The sequence below is a fragment of the Herbaspirillum sp. C7C8 genome (assembly GCF_022627875.1).
Lineage (GTDB): Bacteria > Pseudomonadota > Gammaproteobacteria > Burkholderiales > Burkholderiaceae_D > Herbaspirillum.
This window is the reverse complement of the sequence record NZ_JABXGG010000005.1, coordinates 192,737-217,780: the sequence shown is the minus strand read 5'-3', so window position 1 is coordinate 217,780 and position 25,044 is coordinate 192,737. Positions and strand designations below refer to the sequence as shown.

General features: G+C 63.8%; 16 protein-coding genes. 8 read left to right on the top strand and 8 right to left on the bottom strand.

Annotation, left to right across the window (positions count from 1 at the left end):
• The first annotated feature begins 2 nt into the window (after positions 1 to 2).
• Entirely contained in the window at positions 3 to 2,555 is a 2,553-nt protein-coding gene (locus HWE01_RS08890; RefSeq protein ID WP_241821563.1) for a [protein-PII] uridylyltransferase, read from the top strand.
• Positions 2,556 to 2,665: 110 nt separating this feature from the next.
• Positions 2,666 to 3,412, top strand: coding sequence for a pseudouridine synthase (locus tag HWE01_RS08885; protein WP_175342508.1), 747 nt, complete (start codon positions 2,666 to 2,668; stop codon positions 3,410 to 3,412).
• 74 nt (positions 3,413 to 3,486) lie between these two features.
• Here the strand turns inward: HWE01_RS08885 and HWE01_RS08880 are convergent, their stop codons facing one another.
• Both HWE01_RS08880 and HWE01_RS08875 read right to left on the bottom strand, forming a co-directional pair.
• A complete protein-coding gene (locus tag HWE01_RS08880; RefSeq protein ID WP_175342507.1) occupies positions 3,487 to 3,972 on the bottom strand; it encodes a cyanophycin metabolism-associated DUF1854 family protein in 486 nt (161 codons plus the stop codon).
• 4 nt (positions 3,973 to 3,976) lie between these two features.
• Positions 3,977 to 6,253, bottom strand: a complete 2,277-nt coding sequence (locus HWE01_RS08875; protein ID WP_008328410.1) for a cyanophycin metabolism-associated ABC transporter — start codon at positions 6,251 to 6,253, stop codon at positions 3,977 to 3,979.
• Between the two features lie 674 nt (positions 6,254 to 6,927).
• Between HWE01_RS08875 and HWE01_RS08870 the strand changes: the two genes are divergently transcribed.
• Positions 6,928 to 9,126, top strand: coding sequence for a cyanophycin synthetase (locus tag HWE01_RS08870; protein ID WP_241821562.1), 2,199 nt, complete (start codon positions 6,928 to 6,930; stop codon positions 9,124 to 9,126).
• 53 nt (positions 9,127 to 9,179) lie between these two features.
• Positions 9,180 to 11,753, top strand: a complete 2,574-nt coding sequence (gene cphA / locus HWE01_RS08865) for a cyanophycin synthetase (protein ID WP_008328397.1) — start codon at positions 9,180 to 9,182, stop codon at positions 11,751 to 11,753.
• Positions 11,754 to 11,848: 95 nt separating this feature from the next.
• Here the strand turns inward: cphA and def are convergent, their stop codons facing one another.
• The 6 genes from def to HWE01_RS08835 form a co-directional block, all read right to left on the bottom strand.
• A complete protein-coding gene (def, locus tag HWE01_RS08860; protein ID WP_008328395.1) occupies positions 11,849 to 12,385 on the bottom strand; it encodes a peptide deformylase in 537 nt (178 codons plus the stop codon).
• 82 nt (positions 12,386 to 12,467) lie between these two features.
• Positions 12,468 to 13,358, bottom strand: a complete 891-nt coding sequence (gene galU / locus HWE01_RS08855; protein WP_008328393.1) for a UTP--glucose-1-phosphate uridylyltransferase GalU — start codon at positions 13,356 to 13,358, stop codon at positions 12,468 to 12,470.
• A gap of 127 nt (positions 13,359 to 13,485) precedes the next feature.
• Entirely contained in the window at positions 13,486 to 15,558 is a 2,073-nt protein-coding gene (gene ligA / locus HWE01_RS08850; RefSeq protein WP_034350266.1) for an NAD-dependent DNA ligase LigA, read from the bottom strand.
• A 24-nt stretch (positions 15,559 to 15,582) separates the two neighbouring features.
• The gene (locus HWE01_RS08845; protein WP_241821561.1) at positions 15,583 to 16,914 is read right to left on the bottom strand and encodes a cell division protein ZipA C-terminal FtsZ-binding domain-containing protein; all 1,332 of its coding nucleotides are present in this window, start codon (positions 16,912 to 16,914) and stop codon (positions 15,583 to 15,585) included.
• Between the two features lie 407 nt (positions 16,915 to 17,321).
• Complete coding sequence (gene smc, locus HWE01_RS08840; protein WP_241821560.1) at positions 17,322 to 20,852, bottom strand: chromosome segregation protein SMC; 3,531 nt, start codon at positions 20,850 to 20,852, stop codon at positions 17,322 to 17,324.
• Positions 20,853 to 20,869: 17 nt separating this feature from the next.
• Positions 20,870 to 21,082, bottom strand: coding sequence for a hypothetical protein (locus HWE01_RS08835; RefSeq protein ID WP_157174205.1), 213 nt, complete (start codon positions 21,080 to 21,082; stop codon positions 20,870 to 20,872).
• A 245-nt stretch (positions 21,083 to 21,327) separates the two neighbouring features.
• Here HWE01_RS08835 and dapC point away from each other — a divergent pair, with 245 nt between their 5' ends.
• From dapC to dapE, 4 genes are all read left to right on the top strand, one after another.
• Positions 21,328 to 22,539 carry a succinyldiaminopimelate transaminase gene (gene dapC / locus HWE01_RS08830; RefSeq protein WP_008328375.1) on the top strand — a complete coding sequence of 404 codons (1,212 nt, stop codon included), beginning with the start codon at positions 21,328 to 21,330 and terminating at the stop codon, positions 22,537 to 22,539.
• A gap of 57 nt (positions 22,540 to 22,596) precedes the next feature.
• Complete coding sequence (dapD, locus tag HWE01_RS08825; RefSeq protein WP_006462557.1) at positions 22,597 to 23,430, top strand: 2,3,4,5-tetrahydropyridine-2,6-dicarboxylate N-succinyltransferase; 834 nt, start codon at positions 22,597 to 22,599, stop codon at positions 23,428 to 23,430.
• Between the two features lie 105 nt (positions 23,431 to 23,535).
• Complete coding sequence (locus HWE01_RS08820; RefSeq protein WP_241821559.1) at positions 23,536 to 23,895, top strand: ArsC family reductase; 360 nt, start codon at positions 23,536 to 23,538, stop codon at positions 23,893 to 23,895.
• A 2-nt stretch (positions 23,896 to 23,897) separates the two neighbouring features.
• On the top strand, positions 23,898 to 25,025 hold the full coding sequence (dapE, locus tag HWE01_RS08815) for a succinyl-diaminopimelate desuccinylase (RefSeq protein ID WP_241821558.1): 1,128 nt from the start codon (positions 23,898 to 23,900) through the stop codon (positions 25,023 to 25,025).
• Positions 25,026 to 25,044: the final 19 nt, after the last annotated feature.

Below are 25,044 nucleotides of genomic sequence, written 5' to 3'. Positions count from 1 at the left end.
CGATGCCCACACTCGCCATCACGCTCAAGAAACAGCTCAAGGCCGCACGCCAGCAAGCCATCGAGGTGTTCCAGTCCAACCACAAGACCGAGCAGTTGCTGGCGCAGTTGCGCCGCAACGTGGATGAGGCCCTCACCACCGCCTGGGAGGAACTGGGCATGTCCGGCAACGCCGCCCTGGTGGCCGTGGGCGGCTATGGTCGGGGCGAGCTGTTCCCGCATTCGGATGTGGACGTGCTGATCCTGCTGGACCAGACCCCGGATGCCGCCAAGAAGGAAAAACTGGAGTCCCTGGTACAGTTGTTCTGGGACATCGGTCTGGAAATTGGCCACAGCATCCGCACCATCGACGAGTGCCTGGATGAATCCGCCGCCGACATCACGGTACAGACCAGTCTGCTGGAAGCCCGCCTGGTGACCGGCAACCGCGCTCTTTTCAAGCAATTGCAGGAACGCTACCTGGCCGCACTGGACTCGCTGGCCTTCTTCCAGGCCAAGACCCTGGAAATGCGCCAGCGCCACATCAAATATGAAGATACCCCCTACAGTCTGGAACCCAACTGCAAGGAAAGTCCCGGCGGCCTGCGTGACCTGCAGGTGATCCTGTGGGTAGCCAAGGCAGCGGGCCTGGGCAATTCCTGGGGCGAACTGGCCGAGCACGGCATGCTGACCTCCACCGAGGCGCGCCAGTTGCGTCAGAAGGAACGCGCCTTCAAGGACATCCGCATCCGCCTGCACATCGTCACGGATCGCCGTGAAGACCGCCTGGTATTCGACATCCAGACCCCGATTGCCGAGACCTTCGGCTTCAAGACCACCGACACCCGGCGCGCCAGCGAATACCTGATGCAGCGCTACTACTGGGCCGCCAAGGCGGTCACCCAGTTGAACACCATCCTGCTGCAGAACATCGAAGCGCACCTGTTCCCGCAGCAGGCCGTGCCGCGCCCGCTCAACGAGCGCTTCAATGAAGTCAACGGATTCGTCGACATCGCCCATGACAAGGTCTTCGAGGAGACGCCTTCGGCCATGCTGGAAGTGTTTCTGGTGCTGTCCGAGCATCCGGAACTCAAGGACATGTCCGCGCGCACCCTGCGTGCGCTGTGGCACGCGCGCTTCAAGATCGACAACGCCTTCCGCGCCAATCCGGACAATCACCGCCTGTTCATGCAGATCATCCAGAGCAAGCGCGGCATCACCCATGCCCTGCGCGGGATGAACTCCACCAGCGTGCTGGGCCGCTATCTGCCGAACTTCCGCCAGATCGTCGGGCAGATGCAGCATGACCTGTTCCACGTCTACACGGTGGACCAGCACATCCTGATGGTGGTGCGCAACGTACGCCGCTTCACCATGAGCGAACACGCGCATGAATACCCCTTCTGCAGCCAGTTGATGGCCAACTTCGGCCAGCCCTGGGTGCTGTATGTTGCAGCACTGTTCCACGACATCGCCAAGGGCCGGGGTGGCGACCACTCCAAGCTGGGCATGGCCGACGCCCGCGCCTTCTGCGAGCAGCACGGCATCTCGCCGGACAATACCGAGCTGATCGTGTTTCTGGTCGAGCAGCATCTGGCCATGTCACACGTGGCGCAGAAACAGGACATGTCGGACCCCGACGTCATCACCGCCTTCGCCCAGCTGGTCAAGGATGAGCGCCATCTGACCGCACTCTACCTGCTGACGGTGGCCGACATCCGCGGTACCAGCCCCAAGGTCTGGAACGCCTGGAAGGGCAAGCTGCTCGAAGACCTCTACCGCATGACCCTGCGCGTGCTGGGCGGAGAAGCCCCCTCGGCCGACCGCGAACTGAAGAACACCCAGCAGGAAGCCATCAAGACCCTGCGCCTCTACGGACTGCCGGCCGATGCCCACGAAAAGCTGTGGAAGCAGCTGGACGTGGCCTACTTCCTGCGCCACGACGCCTCCGACATCGCCTGGCAGACGCGCTGCTTCTACGACAAGGTGGAGACCGGCGTACCGCTGGTGCGCTGCCGCCTGGCGCCCATTGGCGAAGGGGTGCAGGTGGCGGTCTACACACCCGACCGCCCCGACCTGTTTGCGCGCATCTGCAGCTATTTCGATGAAAAAAGCTTCAGCATCTTCGACGCCAAGATCCACACCACCCGCAACAACTACGCGCTGGATGCCTTCCTCATCAATGCGCCGGTATTCGCCAAGAACTACCGCGACATCATCAACCTGATCGAGCACGAGCTCGGCGCCCTGCTGCTGTCGGAGGAGCCGCTGCCGGCACCGTCCAAGGCGCGCCTGTCGCGCCTGTCGCGCACCTTCCCGGTCAATCCCTCGGTGGACCTGCGCCCGGATGAACGCGGCCAGTATTACCTGCTGTCGGTCTCGGCCAATGACCGCGCCGGACTGCTGTATTCGATCTCCAACGTGCTGGCCAAGTATCGGATCAACCTGCACACGGCCAAGGTCATGACGCTGGGCGAGCGCGTGGAAGACGTGTTCCTCATCGACGGCCCGGGCCTGTCCCAGCCGCGCAACCAGATCATGCTGGAAACCGAGCTGCTCCAGACCCTGCGCATCTGACCCGCCTCACCCTGTCCGCGCTGCCGCCCGGTCTGGCGCGGCGGCGCGGCTGGCCGTACAATCTCACCCTCGCCGCTGGCCGGCCCTCCGTTTTTCGCAAGGCAATCCCCATGACTGAACCTGTACGACTTTCCAAACGCATGTCCGAACTCGGCCTGTGCTCGCGCCGCGAAGCCGACGAGTGGATCGAGAAAGGCTGGGTGCGCGTGGATGGCCAGGTGGTGTCGGTGCTGGGCAGCAAGGTGCTGCCGCACCAGAAGGTCACCGTGGAACGTCAGGCCAGCGCCGAACAGGCGCAGCGTGTGACCATCCTCATCAACAAGCCCATGGGCTACGTCAGCGGCCAGGCCGAGGATGGCTACAAGCCGGCCGTGGTGCTGGTCAATGAACAGTCGCGCTGGGCCGAAGACCAGACCGAGATGCGCTTCCACCCGCGCCAGTTGAAGAGCCTGGTACCGGCCGGACGGCTGGACATCGATTCGGTGGGCCTCCTGGTACTGACCCAGGATGGCCGCATCGCCAAGCAGTTGATCGGCGAGGATTCGGCGGTCGACAAGGAATACCTGGTGCGCGTGCAATACACCCGCCCCGGCAAGCTGCCCGAATCCGATCTCAAGCGCCTGAACCACGGTCTCATCATGGACGGCAAGCCGCTGCGTCCGGCCAAGGTGATGTGGCAGAACGAAGATCAGCTGCGCTTCATCCTGCGCGAAGGCAAGAAGCGCCAGATCCGCCGCATGTGCGACATGGTCGGACTGAAGGTGATCGGCTTGAAGCGCGTGCGTATCGGCGGGGTGAAGCTGGGTGAACTGCCGACCGGCCAGTGGCGCTATCTGCGACCGGACGAGAAGTTCTGAACGCGATCCCCTGGATGAAAAAACGGCCCTGACTCACCATCAGGGCCGTTCTCTTTTGCAGCAGGCAAAAGGGGTCAGAGGAAGCGATCCAGAATCTTGCGGCTGTGCTTGTCCAGCGCCTTCTGGTCGCGGATCAGGAACTGGATGCCGTGACTGTCCGCAATCAGCAGTGCCGGCGCCGCCAGGCGGCGGATGTCTTCCTCGCCCTTGAGCGTGAAGGTGGTGGTGCCACGCGTGGTCTGCACGGTCCAGTCGCTGGGCGTGGCGAAGGTGGAGACACTGACGATGCGCTGGATCTCCGGCATGAATTCGCGGCTGGCGAGTTCTTCCTCGATCAGGCGGCGCGTCGCGGCATCCACTTGATCCAGCGTGTCGATCCAGGCCAGCTCATGACCATCGCTGCTGACCAGAGATAGCCCGCTTTCAGGCGATGTGATCGGAAATGCACGCACCGGAATCACGTGCTCGTGCACGCCGCCCTGGGCGTCGGTGAGCACCAGGCGCCCGAAAGGATTGCGTGCCAATGTGAAGGTTTGGGCAAAATTCATCGTGGTGCTCATGGCCTTATTCGCCCTTCTCTTCTTCGCTCACCGAGACCTCGGCCTCGCCATCAGGATTGCGCGCCTGGGCCTGGTAGAGCTTGTAGTAATGCCCTTCACGGGCCATCAGTTCTTCGTGGTTGCCGACCTCGACCACCTGGCCGCGATCCAGCACCACCAGGCGATCAGCCTTGCGCAGCGTCGACAGGCGGTGCGCGATGGCAATCGTGGTACGGCCTTGCACCAGGTTGTCCAGCGCCTTCTGGATTTCCTTTTCGGTGGTGGTATCGACCGAGGAAGTGGCTTCGTCCAGGATCAGGATGCGCGGATCGATCAGCAGCGCGCGCGCAATCGAGATGCGCTGGCGTTCGCCGCCCGACAGTGCCTGTCCGCGCTCGCCGACCAGCGAATCGTAGCCTTGCGGCAGGCGCAGGATGAATTCATGCGCATGGGCGGCACGGGCGGCGGCGATGATTTCTTCACGCGTGGCTTCCGGCTTGCCGTAGGCGATGTTCTCGGCAATCGTGCCAAAGAACAGGAAGGGTTCCTGCAGCACCAGACCGATGTTGCGGCGATATTCGGAAATCGGCAGCGAACGAATGTCCACGCCGTCGATGCGAATCGCGCCTTCCGAGACATCGTAGAAGCGGCAGATCAGGTTCACCATGGTGGACTTGCCGGAACCGCTGTGGCCGACCAGGCCGATCATCTCGCCCGGCGCAATGGACAGGCTCATGTTGCGAATCACCGCGCGGTTGCCATAGCGGAAGCCAATGTTGCGCACTTCGATGGCGCCCTGCACTTTTTCCAGATGCACCGGATTGGCCGGCTCCGGCACGCTGGAGACGTGGTCCAGGATGTCGAAGATGCGCTTGGCGCCGGCCGCGGCCTTCTGCGTGACCGAGACGATGCGGCTCATCGAGTCCAGGCGGGTATAGAAACGGCTGATGTAGGCCAGGAAGGCGGTCAGCACACCGACCGTGATCTGGTTGCTGGAGACCTGCCAGATCCCGAACACCCACACCACCAGCAAGCCCACTTCGGTCAGGAAAGTGACCGTGGGCGTAAAGAGTGACCAGATCTTGTTGACGCGGTCATTGACCATCAGGTTGTGCCGGTTGGCCTCGCGGAAACGCGCCACCTCACGCTTTTCCTGCGCAAAAGCCTTCACCACGCGGATGCCGGGAATCGTATCGGCCAGCACGTTGGTCACTTCCGACCAGATGCGGTCGATCTTTTCGAAGCCGTGTCGCAGGCGGTCGCGCACCACGTGAATCATCCAGGCGATGAACGGCAGCGGCAGCAGCGTCACCAGCGCCAGCCAGGGATTGATGGAGATCAGGATGGCCGCCGTCATGATGATCATCAGCACATCGATGGCGAAATCCAGCAGATGCAGCGACAGGAACACGCAGATGCGGTCAGTTTCCGAGCCGATGCGCGCCATCAGGTCACCGGTACGCTTACCGCCAAAATACTCCTGCGACAGTCGCAACAGGTGGGCATAGGTGGTGGTGCGCAGGTCCGCGCCGATGCGCTCGGACACCAGCGCCAGGATGTAAGTGCGCGCCCAGCCCAGGCCCCAGGCCAGCAATGCCGCGCCCAGGAGGCCCGACAGGTAGAGCGTGGCCAGGTGGGTGTTGATGGGGGTGCCGTTCTGGAACGGGATCAGCACATTGTCCATCAGCGGCATGGTCATGTAGGGCGGCACCAGCGTGGCAGCGGTGGAGGCCAGCGTCAGCAGAAAGCCCAGCAGCAGCGAGCCCTTGTAGGGCTTGGCAAAGCGCGACAGCCGGAACAGCGCCCAGGTGGATGGCGGCGCTTCCTTGGTCTCGGGGCAGATGGCGCAGGTTTCCTGGCCTTCCGGCAGCACGGCCTTGCAGGTCGGGCAGACGTCGCCCTCTTCCTCGACCTGTACGCCCGAGGCCAGCAGATCGCGTTGTTGCTCGAACAGCTTGATCAGGCGCAGTGCCTGCGGATTCTGGGCCAGCGTATAGCGCCAGGCTCCCTGGCGACCGGCGTCGTCGCACAGCTCCAGCGTCCCCACGCCGGCGTGGTCGACATGCTTGAGTTGCAGATCGGCGCGATAGGCCCAGTCCTGCCACGGCTGGCCGTCCGGAGCCGCGGCCAACAGGCGACGGTCGGTCGCCAGCACCAGCGACGACTTGAAGTGCAGTTGGGCGTCCAGGTCCAGTTCCAGCCAGGCCAGTACGGATTCACCCGGGGCCAGGCGGGCAGCGGTCTCCGTCTGCCAGCGCTCGGGCAGGCTGGCGGTCGCGGAAGGAATTGAGTCAGTAGTCATGTAACGGCAGCGTTGAGGCCCGAAGTGAGCAGTGTGGCTATTGTTTTAGGAGGTGCAGGTCTCGCCGGACCTGTTGTCTTGATGCCTGCAGTGATGTGCCAGCGGGCAGCGCGGGATTATAGCGCAGCGGCCCGACTGCCCATGCGCAATCTGCACCCGCTGCCCGTCCATTCCGCAGCAGCCCTTCGATAACGCGAGAAGCCGTCAAACGGTGCACCGGCATGTTCACTGGAAGAGATGCCGGGATGATCTTTCTCGCAAGATGCGAACGGCTGATCGACACAAGCCTTCAGTCAGTACAGGCATCGCCTGTTTTTTCCGCCCGTGTTGCCACGGCAGCGGGACAGTCTGCGACAATATCGTTCACATCCACCTCCAGCCTTCCCGCATGAACGTCGCAGCTCGCCTGGTTTGCCCTGCCCGCATGTCCCCACGCAGGGGCCGACCTTGATACCATCAAGGCAACTTTCGTTTTCATTCAGTTATTCCCTCTGGCAAATGCAGTAAACCAAAAGCCGCCCTGCGCGTTAGTGAACCATGCGTTATTCTGACAGAGCGCTGACCGGCCTGCCGGGTGGCGCTGCAGCATGTCCGATGCGGCCAACATCGGGCAGCCCTGTCGGGCAACTTGGGCGAACTTGGCTTGGGCAACTACCGCGGACCATCCACCACACATGAAAAACATCGAATTCCTCCGTTTCCTGAATCTCAAGGGCCCCAACATCTGGACCTACCGCTCTGCCCTCGAAGTGTGGATCGATATCGGCGAACTGGAAGATTTTCCCTCCAATACCATCCCCGGCTTTCCCGAGCGCCTGACCACCTGGCTGCCGACCCTGATCGAACACCGCTGCAGCTATGAAGAGCGCGGCGGCTTCGTGCGCCGCCTGCACGAAGGCACCTGGCCCGGCCACATCCTCGAACACGTGACCCTGGAACTGCAGAACCTGGCCGGCCTGCCCGGCGGCTTCGGCAAGGCGCGCGAGACCAATGTGCGCGGCGTCTACAAGGTGGTGGTGCGCGCCCGCCATGAAACGGTCACCCGTGCCGCGCTCTTCGCCGCCCGCGACCTGGTGATGGCCGCCATCGAAAACCAGCCGTACGACCTCGATACCACCCTGCGCAAGCTGCGCCGCATGGTCGACCGCCTGTGCCTGGGCCCCAGCACTGCCTGTATCGTCGATGCCGCCGACGAGCGCCGCATCCCGACCATCCGTCTCTCCGAAGGCAACCTGGTGCAGTTGGGCCACGGCTGCAAGTCGCGCCGCATCTGGACCGCCGAATCCGACCAGACCGGCGCGATTGCCGAAGGCATCTCCCGCGACAAGGATCTCACCAAGTCGCTGCTGCAAACCTGCGGCGTGCCGGTCCCCGAAGGCCGCCTGGTGGAAAGCCCCGAAGACGCCTGGGATGCCGCCCAGGACATCGGCCTGCCGGTAGTGGTCAAGCCTTGCGACGCCAACCACGGTCGTGGCGTCTTCATCGACCTGAATACCCGGGAAGAAATCGAGACCGCCTACAAGGTCGCGCTGGAAGAAGGCAGCGGCGTGCTGGTCGAACGCTTCGTGCCGGGCCTGGAACATCGCCTGCTGATCGTCGGCGGCAAGCTGGCCGCCGCCGCCCGCGGCGAACCCATCTTCATCGTCGGCGATGGCAAGTCCACCGTGCAGGAGCTGCTGGACGAACTGAACCGCGATCCGCGCCGCGGCCTGCTGGAAGAACACCTGCTGGACCCGGTGCTGCTGGACCGCGAACCGGCCGCCGTGCTGGAACTGCAGCGCCAGAATCTGACCACCGAATCGGTCCCCGCCGCCGGCCGCCGCATCCTGCTGCTGCGCAATGGCAACGTCTCCTCCGACATCACCGACCTGGTCCACCCCAGTGTCGCCGCCGCTGCCTCGCTGGCCGCGCGCATCGTCGGCCTCGATATCGCCGGCGTGGACATCGTGGCCGAAGACATCTCGCGTCCGCTGCAAGACCAGGGCGGTGCCATCGTCGAGGTCAACGCCGGCCCCGGCCTGCTGATGCACCTGAAACCGTCCGATGGCAAGCCGCGTCCGGTTGGCGAAGCCATCGTCGACAACCTGTTCGGCCCGGAAGAAAACGGCCGCATCCCCATCGTCGGCGTCACCGGCACCCACGGCAAGACCACCATTTCGCGCCTGATCGCGCGCATCGTGCATCTGTCAGGCAAGCATGTGGGCCTGGCCTGCGGCGAGGGCCTCTACTTCGGCGAACGCCAGATCGAGCGCGGCAACCGCGCCACCTGGGATGCCGCCCATCGCGTGCTGTTGAACCGCGCGGTCGAAGCCGCCGTCTTCGAGAACGGCAGCGCCGCCATCCTCGCTGAAGGTCTGGCCTATGACCGCTGCCTGGTCGGCGTGGTCGCCAACATCGACCCCACCGACAGCCTGCCCGAGTTCTACATCGAAAACGCCGAGCAGATCGCCACCAAGGTCAAACGCACCCAGGTCGACCTGGTACTGCCGGATGGCGCCGCCGTGCTCAATGCCGACGACCCGCTGGTGGCCGACATGGCCCAACTGTGCGATGGTGAAGTGATCTTCTTCAGCACCGATCCCGCGTCCGAACTGCTGGCCAGCCATCTCAAGGAAGGCGGCCGCGCCGTGTTCCTGCGCGATGGCGACCTGATCCAGGCCGACGGCGAGCGCCAGTGCAAGGTCAGCTCGGTCGATGCCATCCCGCTGACCGAAAACGGTGCCGTCGCCTACCAGGTCGAGAACGTCCTGGCCGCCGTCGGTGCCGCCTGGGCGCTGGGCATCGGCCCCGAGGTGATCCGTGCCGGCATCGAGCTCTTCGGCACCGAACGCGCCGAGGAACAAGGGCTGAAGTTCAAGAGCCAGGCCGCCTGAGCCCGGCAAGACCGACCGATTCAAGATCAAGAGACACCTAGGAAAAATTGTCCATGGACGTATCCCGCATTCGCGCCCTGCGCGGCCCCAATCTCTGGAGCAGACACACTGCCGTCGAAGCCATCGTTTCCTGCCCGGAAAACGAGCGCGTCATCGATGACATGCCCGGCTTCGAACTGCGCCTGCGCGCCCGCTTCCCGCAGATCGGCTTCCTCGAGCCCGATGGCGGCAAGCAGGTCGTCTCCATGGCCCATGCCCTGGCCGCCGCGGCCCTGGCGCTGCAAAGCCAGGCCGGCTGCCCGGTGACCTTCAGCCGCACCGTCTCCACCGTCGAGACCGGCATCTATCAAGTGGTGGTGGAATACAGCGAAGAAGAAGTCGGCCGCCTGGCCTTCGATCTGGCGCTGGAACTGGTGCGCGCCGCCCAGGCCGATGCGCCCTTCGACCTCACCGGCGCGCTGGCCCGCATCCGCGAACTGGATGAGGACGTGCGCCTGGGCCCCTCGACCGGCTCCATCGTCAATGCAGCCATCAAGCGCGGCATCCCGTATCGCCGCCTGACCCAGGGCAGCATGGTGCAATTCGGCTGGGGCAGCCGCCAGAAGCGCATCCAGGCTGCAGAAACCAGCAACACCAGCGCCATTGCCGAATCCATCGCCCAGGACAAGGACCTGACCAAGATGCTGCTGCACGCCGCCGGTGTGCCGGTGCCCAACGGTCGCGTGGTCGAGACCGTGGAAGACGCCCTCAAGGCCGCCGAGGAAATCGGCTCCGCCGTGGTCATCAAGCCGCTGGACGGCAACCAGGGCAAGGGGGTGGCCGTCAACATCAGCACCCCCGAACAGATCACCCGCGCCTTCAACAATGCGGCCCTGATCAGCGACGAAGTCATTGTCGAGCGCTACCTGCCCGGCCACGACTTCCGCCTGCTGGTGATCGGCAAGACCCTGGTGGCTGCCGCCCGCCGCGATCCGCCGCAAGTCATCGGCGATGGCGTGCACACCATCCGTCAGCTGATCGACCAGGTCAACGCCGACCCGCTGCGCGGTGACGGTCACGCCACCTCGCTGACCAAGGTACGCCTGGACGACATCGCCCTGTCGGTGCTGTCCGGCCAGAACCTGGACCCGGAATCCATCCCCGCCCAGGGCGTACGCGTGGTCCTGCGCAACAATGCCAACCTTTCCACCGGCGGCACCGCCACCGATGTCACCGATGACGTGCATCCGGACGTGGCCGCGCGCGCCATCGCAGCCGCACAAATGGTCGGGCTGGACATCTGCGGCGTGGACGTGGTCTGCAATTCGGTCCACATGTCGCTGGAAGAACAAGGCGGCGGCATCGTCGAAGTCAACGCTGCGCCCGGCCTGCGCATGCACCTCTCGCCCTCTTACGGCAAGGCGCGTGACGTCGGCGAAGCCATCATCTCGACCATGTACGAGGATGGCGACGATGGCCGTATCCCCGTGGTGGCCGTGGCCGGCACCAACGGCAAGACCACTACCGTGCGCCTGATCACCCATCTGCTGGCCAAGACCGGCCTGCGCGTGGGCATGACCAATACCGATGGCGTCTACATCGACGGCCAGCGCACCGACACGGGCGACTGCAGCGGCCCGCGCAGCGCCCGCAACGTGCTGTTCCATCCCGACGTGGATGCGGCCGTGCTGGAAACCGCCCGTGGCGGCGTGCTGCGCGAAGGTCTGGGCTTTGATCGCTGCGCCGTGGCGGTGGTCACCAACATCGGCATGGGCGACCACCTGGGTCTGTCCTACATCAGCACCGTGGAAGACCTGGCCGTGGTCAAGCGTGTCATCGTCGAGAACGTGGCGCCAACCGGCACTGCGGTGCTCAATGCGGCCGACCCCATGGTTTCGAAGATGGCTTCTTCCTGCCCCGGCTCGGTGACCTTCTTCGCGCTGGATCCGACCCACCCCATCATGGCCACCCACCGCGCACAGGGCCACCGCATCGTCTATCAAGACGGCGACGCCATCGTGGCCGCGCAGGGTACGTTCGAAAAACGCCTGAAGCTGTCCGGCATTCCGCTGACCCGCAGCGGCGCCATCGGCTTCCAGGTCGAGAACGTGATGGCTTCCGTGGGTGCGGCCTGGGCGCTGAACCTGGACTGGGAACAGATCACCGGCGCCCTGGCCAGCTTCATCAGCGACAGCGGCACTGCACCAGGCCGCTTCAACCTGTTCGACTACAAGGGTGCCACCCTGATCGCCGACTACGGCCACAACCCGGATGCGATCCAGGCGCTGATCAAGGCCGTCGACAGCATGCCCGCCAAGCGCCGCTCGGTGGTCATCAGCGGCGCCGGTGACCGCCGCGATGTCGACATCACCCGCCAGACCGAACTGCTGGGCGATGCCTTCGATGAAGTCGTGCTGTATCAGGACCAGTGCCAGCGTGGCCGAGAAGACGGGGAAGTGATTGCTCTGTTGCGTCAGGGACTGGAAAAGGCCTCGCGTACCAGCGATGTGAAGGAAATCAACGGCGAATTCCTGGCCATCGATACCGCCCTCGCCAGCCTGCAGCCGGGCGACCTGTGCCTGATCCTGATCGACCAGGTGGAAGAGGCGCTGGCCCATATCGACCAGCGTGTGAAGGAAAGCGCCTGATTTCAGGTGTACGCTTCACCGCGCCTTGAAACGAACATCCCGGCCTTGCGCCGGGATGTTTTTTTGGGCTTCGCCAACGGTCTGGAGAGTTTTTCTCAGTCGTCCTGGTTGGGGTCGAGCTCGGGGAACAGCACTTCCGTAAAGCCGAACTGACGGAAATCCCGGATGCGCATCGGATAGAGGATGCCCTGCAGGTGATCGCACTCATGCTGCACCACGCGCGCATGGAAGCCATCGACGGTACGGTCAATCACCTTGCCATACTGGTCCACGCCCTGGTAGCGCAACCGTGTCCAGCGCGGCACTACGCCGCGCATGCCGGGCACGGACAGGCAGCCTTCCCAGCCGTCTTCTTCCTGCTCGGACAAGGGTGTCAGCACGGGATTGATGAGCACCGTCTCCGGCACGGCCGGCGCATCCGGATAGCGCTGGTTGTGGCCAAAGCCGAAGATCACCAGTTGCAGATCCACCCCGATCTGGGGTGCGGCCAGACCGGCGCCATTGACGGCGCGCATGGTCTCGAACATGTCCTCGACCAGTTGTTCCAGTTCGGGCGTACCGAACTGCGTCACCGCTTGCGCCTGGCGCAGCAGGCGCGGGTCGCCCATCTTGAGTATCTCGCGTATGGCCATTGCCTCTCTCCATGAAACACGCCCGGCAGGAACCGGGCGTCATTGTGCAGCAGTGCGCCCTGATGGCGCCGGGTATCCCTGCTCAGCGCGCCTTGTTGGCCACTTCCTGCAGATATTCCGAGAACGCCGGGCCGGTTTCATGATGTTTCAGACCCATGGCCACCATGGCCTTCAAGTAGCCCAGCTTGGAACCGCAATCATAACGCTGGCCCTGGTAACGGTATGCCAGCACCGACTCGGCCTGCATCAGCTTGGCGATGCCATCGGTGAGCTGGATCTCGCCACCGGCTCCGCGCGGGATGTTTTCCAGATAGTGGAAGATGCGGCTGTTGAGCACATAGCGGCCCACCACGGCCAGCGTGGACGGGGCTTCTTCCGGCGCCGGCTTTTCGACGATGGCATTGATGCGTTCCAGGTCCGGCTGGTAAGGCGTGGCGCTGACGATACCGTACTGGCGGGTATCGCTCTTGGGCACTTCCTGCACGGCCAGCATGCTCATGCCTTCACGGGCGTAGATGTCAGTCATCTGCGCCAGCACCGGCTTGACGCCAGGATCGGTATCCATGAAATCGTCGGCCAGCAGGATGGCGAAGGGCTCTTCCCCCACCACCGGACGGGCGCACAGCACGGCATGACCCAGGCCCAGCGGTTCGGACTGGCGGATGAAGATGCAGTTGACACTCTTGGGCACCACGTTCTGCACGATCTCCAGCAGCTTCTTCTTGCCCGCGGCTTCCAGTTCGGACTCCAGCTCGTAGGCCTTGTCGAAGTGATCTTCGATGGCGCGCTTGTTGCGACCGGTGATGAAGACCATCTCGGTGATGCCGGCAGCAACCGCCTCTTCCACTGCGTAATGGATCAGCGGTTTGTCGACGATAGGCAGCATTTCCTTGGGCTGGGCCTTGGTGGCAGGCAGGAAGCGGCTACCGAGACCGGCGACGGGGAAAACGGCTTTCTTGATCTTCTTGATCATCATGACTCCGAGGTAAAGATGGGTCTTGTTGTGTTGTTATGTTGTTATGCTGACTAACCCGCAGCGCAGTCCCCGCGTGCGGGACTGCATACGGGCGGCATTGTATATGAATAAAAAGACAAGGCAATTACGTTCCTGACACATCCTGACCCGCGCAAAGCGCCTTCAGTGCGTCCTCGTCGAGGATGGCCACGCCCAGTTCCTCGGCCTTGGCCAGCTTGCTGCCGGCTTCGGCGCCGGCGACCACGTAACTGGTTTTCTTTGAGACTGAACCGGAGACCTTGCCACCGGCGGCCTCGATCATTTGCGAGGCGTCATCGCGGGACAGGTTGGGCAAGGTGCCGGTCAACACGAAGGTCTTGCCGGCCAGGTGCTTGGCACCCGCATCGACACCTTCGCTCTCGGGCCAGTGCACGCCGACCGCGCGCAATTGCTCCACCAGCTCGACATTGATCGGATCATTGAAGAAGGCGCGGATCGAGGATGCGACTACCGGACCGATATCGGCCACTTCCAGCAGTTGTTCTTCACTGGCGGCGAGCAGCTTGTCGATACCGCCGAAATGGCGCGCCAACTCCTTGGCCGTAGCCTCGCCGACGTGGCGGATGCCCAGCGCATAGATGAAGCGCGCCAGCGTGGTGGTCTTGGACTTTTGCAGGGCGTCCAGTACGTTCTGCGCCGATTTCTCGGCCATGCGATCCAGCTCGGCCAGGGCCGACAAACCGAGGCGATACAGGTCAGCCGGCGTGTTGACCACCTGGCGATCCACCAGCTGCTCTACCAGCTGTTCGCCCAGGCCTTCAATATCCATGGCGCGACGTGAAGCAAAATGCTGCAGTCCCCCCTTGCGCTGCGCTGAACATTTCAGCCAGCCACCCGAGCAGCGCGCCACCGCTTCCTCCTCGGCCCGCACGATGGGCGAGCCGCACACCGGACAGGCCACCGGCATGACGAAGGCGCGCGCATCCTCAGGGCGCTTCTCGGGGACGAAGGCGACCACTTCCGGGATCACGTCACCGGCGCGGCGGACGATGACGGTATCGCCGATCCGGATATCCTTGCGGCGGACTTCATCTTCGTTGTGCAGGGTGGCATTGGTCACCGTGACGCCGCCGACGAAGACGGGATTGAGGCGCGCCACCGGCGTAATGGCCCCGGTGCGGCCGACCTGCACTTCGATGTCCTGCACCACGGTCAGGGCTTCCTGGGCCGGGAACTTGTGGGCCAGCGCAAAGCGCGGGGCGCGCGAGACGAAACCGAGGTGCTTCTGCTGGTCCAGCCGGTCGACCTTGTAGACCACGCCATCGATCTCGTAGGGCAGGCTCTCTCGCTTGGCGCCGATACTGCGGAAGAAGTCCAGCAAGCCGGCCGCACCGCTGACCACGGCGCGCTCCTTGCAGACCGGCAGACCCAGTTCCTGGTACCAGTCCAGCAGGGCCGAGTGCGAAGGCGGCATCTCGGCCCCTTCCAGCACACCAATGCCATAGGCGAAGAAACGCAGCGTACGTTGCGCGGTGATGCGCGAATCGAGCTGGCGCAGGCTGCCGGCGGCGGCATTGCGGGGATTGGCAAACTCCTTCTGGCCGGCATCGCGCTGGCGCTGGTTCAGGCGCGCAAAATCCTCCTTGTACATCAGCACTTCGCCGCGCACATCGATTACCTGCGGCAGGTTGTCACCATGCAGACGCAAGGGAATGGCGCGCACCGTGCGGATGTTGGCCGTGACGTTCTCGCCCGTGGTGCCATCGCCGCGCGTAGCGGCCTGCACCAGTACGCCGTTCTCGTAGCGCAGGCTGATGGCCAGGCCGTCGAATTTCAGCTCGGTGGCGTAGCGCACTTCCTGCAGGGTTTCCAGGCCGTCGCGCACGCGCTTGTCGAAGGCTTCAATGTCTTCGTCGGCAAAGCCGTTGCCCAACGAGAGCATGGGGATGTCATGGCGCACCGGCTCGAATTGCGGCAGCGGGCCGGCACCCACGCGTTGCGTCGGCGAATCCGGCGTGAGCAGTTCGGGATGGGCGGTTTCCAGCGCCTGCAACTCCTGGAACAAGCGGTCGTACTCGGCATCCGGAATGCTGGGCTGGTCCAGCACGTAGTAACTGTGGTTGTGGCGGTTCAATTCGTCGCGCAGCGTGCGGGCGCGCGCGCGCCAGTCCGGCTCCCCTTGCGGGGGCCGTCCGGCGGAAAACAAGTCGTCTTGCATCGTAGGGAGTGTAAAAACGGGGCCTTAGCTGAACAGGCGCAAGGCGCGGGTGGAGCCGGCCGGAATCTCGGCCGATTCCATGGCGCTGTAGAACGCGGCCACCTGTTCGGCGATATCAGAAAGCGCTTCATCGGTCAGCGGCTGATCGCTGTCATCGACGATGACGCCGCCCAGACGCGCCGATAGCGACCTGGCGCAGGCCACCAAGGCACCGTAGCCATCGCGCGACGGCGCCACGCGGGGCACGTCCAGCAACAGCGTGAGGCGGTCGGTGGTTTCGTCGGTCGGAGTGGCATTGGTGGAGAGCGCGAAGAGCACTTCACCTTCGCCATCCTGCATCACCAGATAGCCTTCGGTGCGGCGATCGAAGCCCTGACGGGTCAATGCCGCCAGCAGGGTCGCCAGGCTCCACGGGGCCCCTTGCGAGCGCACGTTCACCGACAGCTGCGCATCATGGTCGATGATGAACTGGTGCAGCGCCTGGGCGGTACGGATGACGTCGGGCATGTCCGGCAATTCCGGCTCGCCCGACAGCGAATCGGTCAGGTCGCGCAGGCGCATGACCAGTTCCGAATATTCGAGTTCGTTGATGGCATTGCTGCGATTGGCCAGTTGCGCACCGGCCAGCAAGGCGTTGTAGATGCTGCCATGGGTGATGGCTTCCCATTCCCCCTCGGTGGTGCGGCCGATGAAGTGCACCGGCTTGTTGCCGACATGGCGCAGGCCCTGCAGCATCGGCAGCAGCTTATCGCCGCGCAGCGGGTTGTCCAGGCCGATGGGGATGTTGCAGTCGATCAGTTCGTCCACCGGCAGCTCGCGCTTGGGCGCCAGGCGCGCCTGCATTTCGGGCGGCGGCGTGAAGGCCGGAACGGCCTCGCCCTGCTCTTCGGCCCCGGCGATGATCTGGGCCACCGTCGATTGCGGTGCCTGCGCCAGGGCGTCGCCGAGCACAGCGTCATCGGCGGCGGCGCCGGCCGGGGTAGGCGCCGGCGGATCTCCCAGGAAGGGTTCACGCGGCTCGAACCCGGCCTGTTCCTGGTAGGCCTTCACGGGCGCGGGGACCGGTTTGCGCTCGGGCAGCTCATACAGCGAAGGTTCGGCACGCTCGGCATCGGGTTCGAGGCTTGGCTCGGCCATGCGCGCAGCAGGTGCGGTGCGCTCGCCCACCGGCGCTACGAAGACTGGCTCAGCGGTAGCGGGTTCATCCGGCGACATCAGCACGTCATCGTGCGACGAAGAAAAGGCGCGCTCCACGGTCTTGCGCGCCTTGTGCTCCTGCCACTTGTTGTAGGTGATGACCCCGGCGACGAAGACGCCGCCAAGAATGATCAGGCTGGTCTGGAGATCCATCATCATGCTGCACGACCTTTCAGGCTGGCGGGCTGGAGGGCGCCATCATGGGCGCCGCGTGGCATGGTCGGCTGGGAAGAGCTGCTCATCGAAGAAATCCGATTCCTATCAATCCAAGAAAGCCTGAACCGCGCGGGCCGCTCTGGCGGCCATCCGTCGGTGCTGCCGCAGCGCTGGCAGGCACCTGCACCGGCCCCGGCTCCAGGGGAGCCATGCAGGTGAATCGAACGGATCGGGTACGGCAAGTGCGCGGTCAAGATATTGTTATTTTTCCATGGCCCGTGGGGGCCGAATCAGTACGGTTCCAGCTGTGGCCTGCGCCCGCTCCGGGCTGGCCGGCAAGGTTTTCAGGGTACGGTCACACCCCCTGCTTGTCAAGCCGACAAAGCCCCGGGCCACTGCCGCACAAGTCATCACGCGGCCTGCTCGGCGCTGGAGAAGTTGGCGGCCGACTCCATGTCCACCGCCACGATGCGGGAGACGCCCTGTTCCTGCATGGTCACCCCGATCAACTGCTGCGCCATTTCCATGGCGATCTTGTTGTGGGAGATGAAGAGGAACTGGGTGTGATCCGACATGCGCTTGACCATGTTGGCGAAGCGCTCGGTGTTGGCGTCGTCCAGCGGCGCGTCCACTTCGTCGAGCAAGCAGAAGGGTGCCGGGTTCAACTGGAACATGGAGAACACCAGCGCCGTTGCAGTGAGCGCCTTTTCGCCACCGGAGAGCAGGTGAATGGTGGCGTTCTTCTTGCCCGGCGGCTGCGCCATGACCTGCACGCCAGAGTCCAGGATCTCGTCGCCGGTCATGATGAGCTTGGCCTGGCCACCGCCGAAGAGCACCGGGAACAGTTCCGAGAAGTGGTGGTTCACCTTGTCGAAGGTGTCCTGCAGCAGATCCCGGGTTTCCATGTCGATCTTGTGGATCGCATCCTGCAGCGTGGTGATGGCTTCGTTCAGGTCGGCGTGCTGGGCATCGAGGAAGTGCTTGCGCTCGGATGCGGTCGCCAGTTCGTCCAGCGCAGCCAGGTTGACCGCGCCCAGCGCCGCGATGGCGTTGGTCAGGCGGGTCACTTCGCCTTGCAGGTAGGACGGGCGCATGTCGCTGGTCAGTTTTTCCGACAGGGCAGCCTCGTCGGCCTGCGTCTGGGCCAGGGCTTCCGAGAATTGTTCCTGGTTCAGGCGCGCGGCCTGTTCCTTCAGTTGCAGTTCGGTGATGCGGTCACGCTGGGGCTGCAGGCTGCGCTCCGCCTGCATGCGCGATTCTTCATGTGAACGAAGTTGCTGCGACAGTTGATCGAGCTCGTGACGGGCATCGGCCAGGGCACGTTCCTGTTCGGTGCGGCGATCCAGCAGTTCCTGCAGACCGGCCTGGGCCGCCTGGTCATCCAGGCTTTCCAGTTCCAGCGAGCCTTGCTGCATGCTGGCAAACAGTTGCGCCGCCTGTTCCAGTGCAGTGGCGATACCGCGCTTCAATTCCTCGATCTTGTTGCGATGCGACTTCTCGGCGAACTCGGTTTCCTGGGCGGCACGCTCCAGCTCGCGCAGGCGGGTGCGGGCGTCGTTGAGCTGCTGTTCCTTGTTGAGGTAATCGGTCTGGCCATTCTCGTGCTGCTCCTGCAGTTCGGCCAGTTCGATGTCCAGTTCTTCAAAGCGGGCCTCGGATTCGGCCTGCACCTGCTGCTGCTCGGCTTCCTGCATGCCGATTTCTTCCAGATCGGTGGCGATCTGGGTACTGCGCTGGTTGAAGCGCTCCTGCACCTCGGCCAGCTTCATGACCTCGATCTGCAGGCTGTGGGCCGATTGCGTGAGCGAATTGACGCGCTGGCGCAGTTCCTGCAGGCGCTGCGATGCGCCCGACAAGGCTGCCTCGGCGCGCACGGCGCGGCCCTTGGCTTCCTCGGCCAGCATCGCTTGTGCGCGTTGCTGCTTGGTGATGTTCTCGATTTCCTGCTGGCGCGCCAGCATGCCATCCTGCTCCGAGTCGGAGGCATAGAAACGCACGCTGGAATTGCTGACCACATGGCCCTGGCGCGTCACGAAGAGCCCACCCAGCGGCAGCTTGGCACGCTCGGCAAAGGCGCTGGCCGTATCGTCGGCGATGTAGATGTGGTTGAGCCAGTCGTTCATCAGGGCACGCAGGCCCGGATCGTTCAGCTGCAGCAGCGTCACGAAGGGCTTCAGGCCGGCCACCGGCTGGGCTTCAGGCTGGGCCAGGCCGGCGTTGGGCGCGTACAGCGCCAGCTTGGCCGGGGGGGCATCGCTGAAGAAAGCCTTGGCCCAGTCCAGGTTGGACATTTCCAGGGCCGACATGCGCTCGCGCAGCACCGCTTCCAGCGCGGTTTCCCAGCCGGATTCGATGTGCAGCTTCTGCCACAGGCGCGGCAGTTCAGCCAGGCCGTGCTTTTCCAGCCAGGGCTGCACCTTGCCCTGGGCCTGCACGCTTTCCTGCAATTGCTTCAGGGCCGTCAGACGGGCTTCCAGCTGGGCATTGGCCGAGGTTTCCTTGCTGACCAGTTCCTGAGCGGTGCGGCGCTCTTCTTCCAGGCGCGGCAACTGCTCCTGCGCCTCTTCCAGGTACATGCTGGCCTCTTCCAGCGAAGCCTGTTTTTCTTCCAGCTGCATGCGCAGGTTGGACAGGTGCGTCTCGTCGGGCAGGGCCATGCCGTTCTTTTCCTGCATCAGGCGTTCACGGCGCGCGGCCAGGCCGGAGAGGATGTTGGAAGCATTGCGCTGGTGCGTCGATTGCAGTTCGATCTGCTGCTGCACCTGCATGATCTTGCCGCGCGATTCGGTGGTCTTGAGCTGCGACTCGCGCCAGGCCGCCTCCAGCGAAGGCAGGCGGTCGCTGGTATCCTGCACGGCGTGCTGGGCCTGCTCCACGCGCATGCCGAATTCTTCCAGCTGGATTTCCGCTTCAGCCAGTTCTTCCTGCTGCTGCGTGCCCTGGCGCTGCCACTGGTCGCGCTGCGCGCCCAGCGAGTTCAGCTGCGCTTGCAGGCGATTGCGCGATTCGATGACGAACTTGATCTGCGCTTCCAGGCTGCCGATCTCGGAATTGGTCTGGTACAGGTGGCCTTGCGCCTGGTGCAGGCGGTCGCCGGCGGCGTAGTGCGCCTGGCGCATGTGTTCCAGTTCGGTTTCGACGTGGCGCAGCTTGGCGGTCTGCTCTTCCAGGTCGATCTGGGCGCGCTCGATTTCCTTGAAGAAGCGCTCCTGCTCGGCTTTGGCCTCATTCTTGCGCAGCAGCCAGAGCAGTTTCTGCTTTTCTTCCTGGTCGTTCTGCAACTCGTGGAATTTCTTGGCCACGGCGGCCTGGGCTTCCAGCTTTTCCAGGTTGGCGTTCAGTTCGCGCAGGATGTCTTCCAGGCGCGTCAGGTTTTCGGTGGTGTCGTGCAGGCGGTTCTCGGTCTCGCGGCGGCGCTCCTTGTACTTCGAGACACCCGCCGCTTCTTCCAGGAAGATGCGCAGCTCTTCAGGACGCGCCTCGATGATGCGCGAGATCATGCCCTGCCCGATGATGGCGTAGGCGCGCGGGCCCAGGCCGGTGCCGAGGAAGATGTCCTGGATATCGCGACGACGTACCGACTGGTTGTTGATGTAGTAGGAGGACGTGCCATCGCGGGTCAGCGTGCGCTTGACGGCGATTTCGGCGTACTGGCCCCACTGTCCGGCGGCCTTGCCGGCGGAATTGTCGAATACCAGTTCGACCGAGGCGCGCCCGGCCGGCTTGCGGTGGGTGGAGCCGTTGAAGATGACGTCCTGCATCGACTCGCCGCGCAGCTCGGAGGCCTTGGATTCGCCCAGGACCCAGCGCACGGCATCGATGATGTTGGATTTGCCGCAGCCATTGGGCCCGACCACCCCGACCAGCTGCCCCGGAACCTGAAAATGCGTAGGCTCGACGAAAGACTTGAATCCGGATAATTTGATGGAAGTTAGACGCACGTTATCGACAAATTGAATCAGTTAGGAGGAAGCAGGATTTTTGCTTCCGGAACGGGCGGTATCATAACATCGCGCGGCCCCGGCAAGACCAAAAACCGCGCCAGATTGCCTGTTCCCGCCCCTTTGGTCGATGCACTCACCGCCCGTGAAAAGGCCATGCCGGGCACCCCCGGTGGAAAGTCCATTTCTTCATTTCGATGTGATGGAATCAGAAACTTCACGCTCAGCATCAGCCTGTGCGGGCGATGACCTGCCCGCACAGGCAAGCCTGGCGGGGGCGGCAGGCTTGCCGGTGGCGCTAGCGGGCCCACCACCTTGAACACCTTGAACAGGCCGGCTCGCGCTGCCAGAGCACGGCAATGCCGTCAAATGGCGGTATAATCGCAAGCTTTCCCAGCCCTTTGCCGTGGCCGCCCGATCTCGCTGACGCCCTCGCGAGACGCTGGCCCGGAAAGCTTTACTCCAGTCCAGCGACGTGAATCCCCTACTCGACAAACTGCAGCCCTATCCCTTCGAAAAGCTCAAGAAGCTCTTCGCCGGCATCACGCCCGACCCGGCCTATCGCCCGATCAGCCTGGGCATCGGCGAGCCCAAGCACCCCACGCCCGCCTTCATCCAGCAGGCGCTGACGGACAACCTGTCCGGTCTGGCCTCGTATCCGGCCACCCTGGGCAGCGACGCCCTGCGCGGCGCGATCGCCGACTGGCTGCAAAAGCGTTACGACATCCCGCGCCCGGACCCGGCCACCGAGATCCTGCCGGTGATCGGCTCGCGCGAGGCGCTGTTCTCACTGACCCAGACCGTGGTCGATCCGACCCGTCCGGGCGCGCTGGTGATGTGCCCCAACCCGTTCTACCAGATCTATGAAGGCTCGGCCTACCTGGCCGGTGCCGAGCCCTACTTCGTCAATTCGGACCCGGCGCGCAACTTTGCGCCCGATTTCAGCCAGGTGCCTCAGGAGGTGTGGGAACGCGTACAGCTGCTGTTCGTCTGCTCGCCCGGCAACCCCACCGGTGCCGTGCTGACGCTGGAAGACTGGAAGGAACTGTTCGCCCTGTCGGATCGCTATGGCTTCGTGATCGCCTCCGACGAATGCTATTCCGAGATCTACTTCAAGCAGGATCCGCCGCTGGGCGGCATGCAGGCTGCGCGCCTCCTGGGCCGCGACTATCGCAACCTGATTTCCTTCTCCAGCCTGTCCAAGCGCTCCAACGTGCCGGGCATGCGCTCGGGCTTCGTGGCCGGCGACGCCGCCATCCTCAAGAAATTCCTGCTCTACCGCACCTATCACGGCGCGGCCATGAGCCCGGTGATCCAGGCCGCTTCCGTGCTGGCCTGGCAGGACGAGACCCACGTTCAGGACAACATCGCCAAGTACGTCACCAAGTTCTCCCAGGTCACCCCTTTGCTGCAAGAAGTGATGGACGTCGCCTTGCCCGATGCCGCCTTCTACCTGTGGGCCAAGGTCGACAAGCTGGTCAATATCAGCGACACCGAATTCGCCCAACGTCTGTACGCCGAATATAATGTCACGGTACTGCCCGGCAGCTACCTGGCGCGCGAGGCGCATGGCGTCAATCCGGGCGCCGGTCGCATCCGCATGGCGCTGGTGGCCGAAGTCGAAGAATGCCTGGAGGCGGCGCAACGCATCGTCGCCTTCACCAAGAAACTGGCCGGCCAGGCATAAGCCCTGTCAGCGCAGCCAGATTCCCCCCCTTTCACCCAACCGTTCATAGATACCAACATGACACAGTCCATTCAGCAAATCATCGATCAGGCGTGGGAAGACCGCGCCAGCCTGTCCCCCAAGAGCGCTCCGGCCGACATCCGCAATGCGGTGGCCGAAGTGATCGCAGGCCTGAACGATGGCACCCTGCGCGTCGCCAACCGTCAAGGCGTCGGCCAGTGGGAAGTCAACCAATGGGTGAAGAAAGCCATCCTGCTGTCCTTCCGCCTGGAAGACAACGTGCCGATGTCGGCTGGCACCGGCTACCCGCAGTTCTACGACAAGGTGCCCACCAAGTTCGCCAACTACACCGCTGAAGATTTCGCCAAGGGTGGCTTCCGCGTGGTGCCGCCTGCCGTGGCCCGCCATGGTTCCTTCATAGGACGCAACGTGGTGCTGATGCCCTCCTACGTCAACATCGGCGCCTATGTCGATGAAGGCACGATGGTCGACACCTGGGCCACCGTCGGTTCGGCTGCCCAGATCGGCAAGAATGTTCACTTGTCTGGCGGTGTCGGCATCGGCGGCGTGCTGGAGCCGGTGCAGGCCGGCCCCGTCATCATCGAAGACAACTGCTTCATCGGTGCCCGTTCGGAAGTGGTCGAAGGCGTCATCATCGAAGAAAACTCGGTGCTGTCCATGGGCGTCTATATCGGCCAGTCGACCAAGATCTATGACCGCGAAACCGGCGAAGTGCACTACGGCCGCGTGCCGGCGGGCTCGGTGGTGGTGCCGGGCAACCTGCCCTCCAAGGATGGCAAGTACAGCCTGTATGCTGCGATCATCGTCAAGAAGGTCGATGCCCAGACCCGCTCCAAGACGTCCATCAACGAACTGCTGCGCGGCGAGTAATCCCGTCCTGCGGCTTGCCTGAAGTCCTGAAGCACCCACGCGCCGCGCCGGTCGTCCTGTCCGGCGCGGCGTCGTGTTCTAGTGGCCCGTTTTGTGAGAACCCGCATGAGCGACAAGATCACCCTCTATGGCATCCCCAACTGCGATACCGTCAAGAAAGCCCGCGTGTGGCTGGACGAGCAAGGGATCGCCTATCACTTCCACGATTTCAAGAAGGCCGGCCTCACCGCCGAACAGGCGCAAGCCTGGCTGAAGGACGTGGAGCGCGACGTGCTGGTCAACCGCAAGGGGACCACCTGGCGCGCCCTGCCGGACGAACGCAAGGCCGCCATCACCGATGACGCCGCAGCCGTCGCCCTGATGGTGGAAAACCCCTCGGTGGTGAAGCGCCCGGTGCTCTTCGATGGCAAGCAGTATCACGTCGGCTTCAAGGCCGATCAGTATCAACACATTTTCGAGAAATGATCATGAGCAAGACGCTGGCCCTGACCCAGGAATTGATGTCCCTTTCTTCCGTCACCCCCGAAGACAAAGGCTGCCAGGCCAGGCTGGCGGAATTGCTTACACCGCTGGGCTTTGTCTGCGAAACCATCCAGTCCGGCGAGGTCACCAACCTGTGGGCGCGCAAGGGAACGGCGCAGCCGCTGGTGGTCTTTGCCGGCCACACCGACGTGGTACCGACCGGTCCGCTGGAAAAATGGCAGTCGCATCCCTTCCAGCCGACCCTGCGTGATGGCCGCCTGTACGGACGCGGCGCCTCCGACATGAAGACTTCGATTGCCGCCATGGTGGTGGCCTGCGAAGAGTTCACGGCGGCCCATCCGGAGCACAAGGGCTCGATCGGTTTTCTCATCACCAGCGATGAAGAAGGCCCGGCCATCGATGGGACGGTCGTCGTCTGCAATGCCCTGAAGGCGCGCGGCGAACAACTGGACTACTGCATCGTGGGCGAACCGACCTCGGCCAAGACCCTGGGCGACATGATCAAGAACGGCCGCCGCGGCACCATGTCGGGCAAGCTGACCGTCAAGGGCATCCAGGGCCATATCGCCTACCCGCAACTGGCGCGCAATCCCATCCACCAGGCTGCGCCGGCACTGGCCGAACTGGTGGCCGAACAGTGGGATACGGGCAATGAATACTACCTGCCGACCTCCTGGCAGATTTCCAATATCCACGGCGGCACGGGTGCCTCCAACGTGATCCCGGGTGAAGTGGTGATCGACTTCAACTTCCGATTCTCCACCGCCAGTACCGTGGAAGGTTTGCAGCAGCGCGTACACGCCATCCTCGACAAGCATGGCCTGGAATACGACCTGAAGTGGACCGTCGGCGGCCTGCCCTTCCTGACCCCGCGCGGCGACCTCTCGGATGCGCTGTCCAAGGCGATCAAGGACGAGACCGGGCTGGACACCGAGCTGTCGACCACCGGCGGCACCTCCGATGGACGCTTCATCGCCCAGATCTGCCCGCAGGTGATCGAGTTCGGCCCGCCCAATGACAGCATCCACAAGATCGATGAGCACATCGAAGTGCGCTACATCGATCCCCTCAAGAACATCTACCGCAAGACGCTGGAAAACCTGCTGGCCTGAACGCCGCCGCATTGAAGAG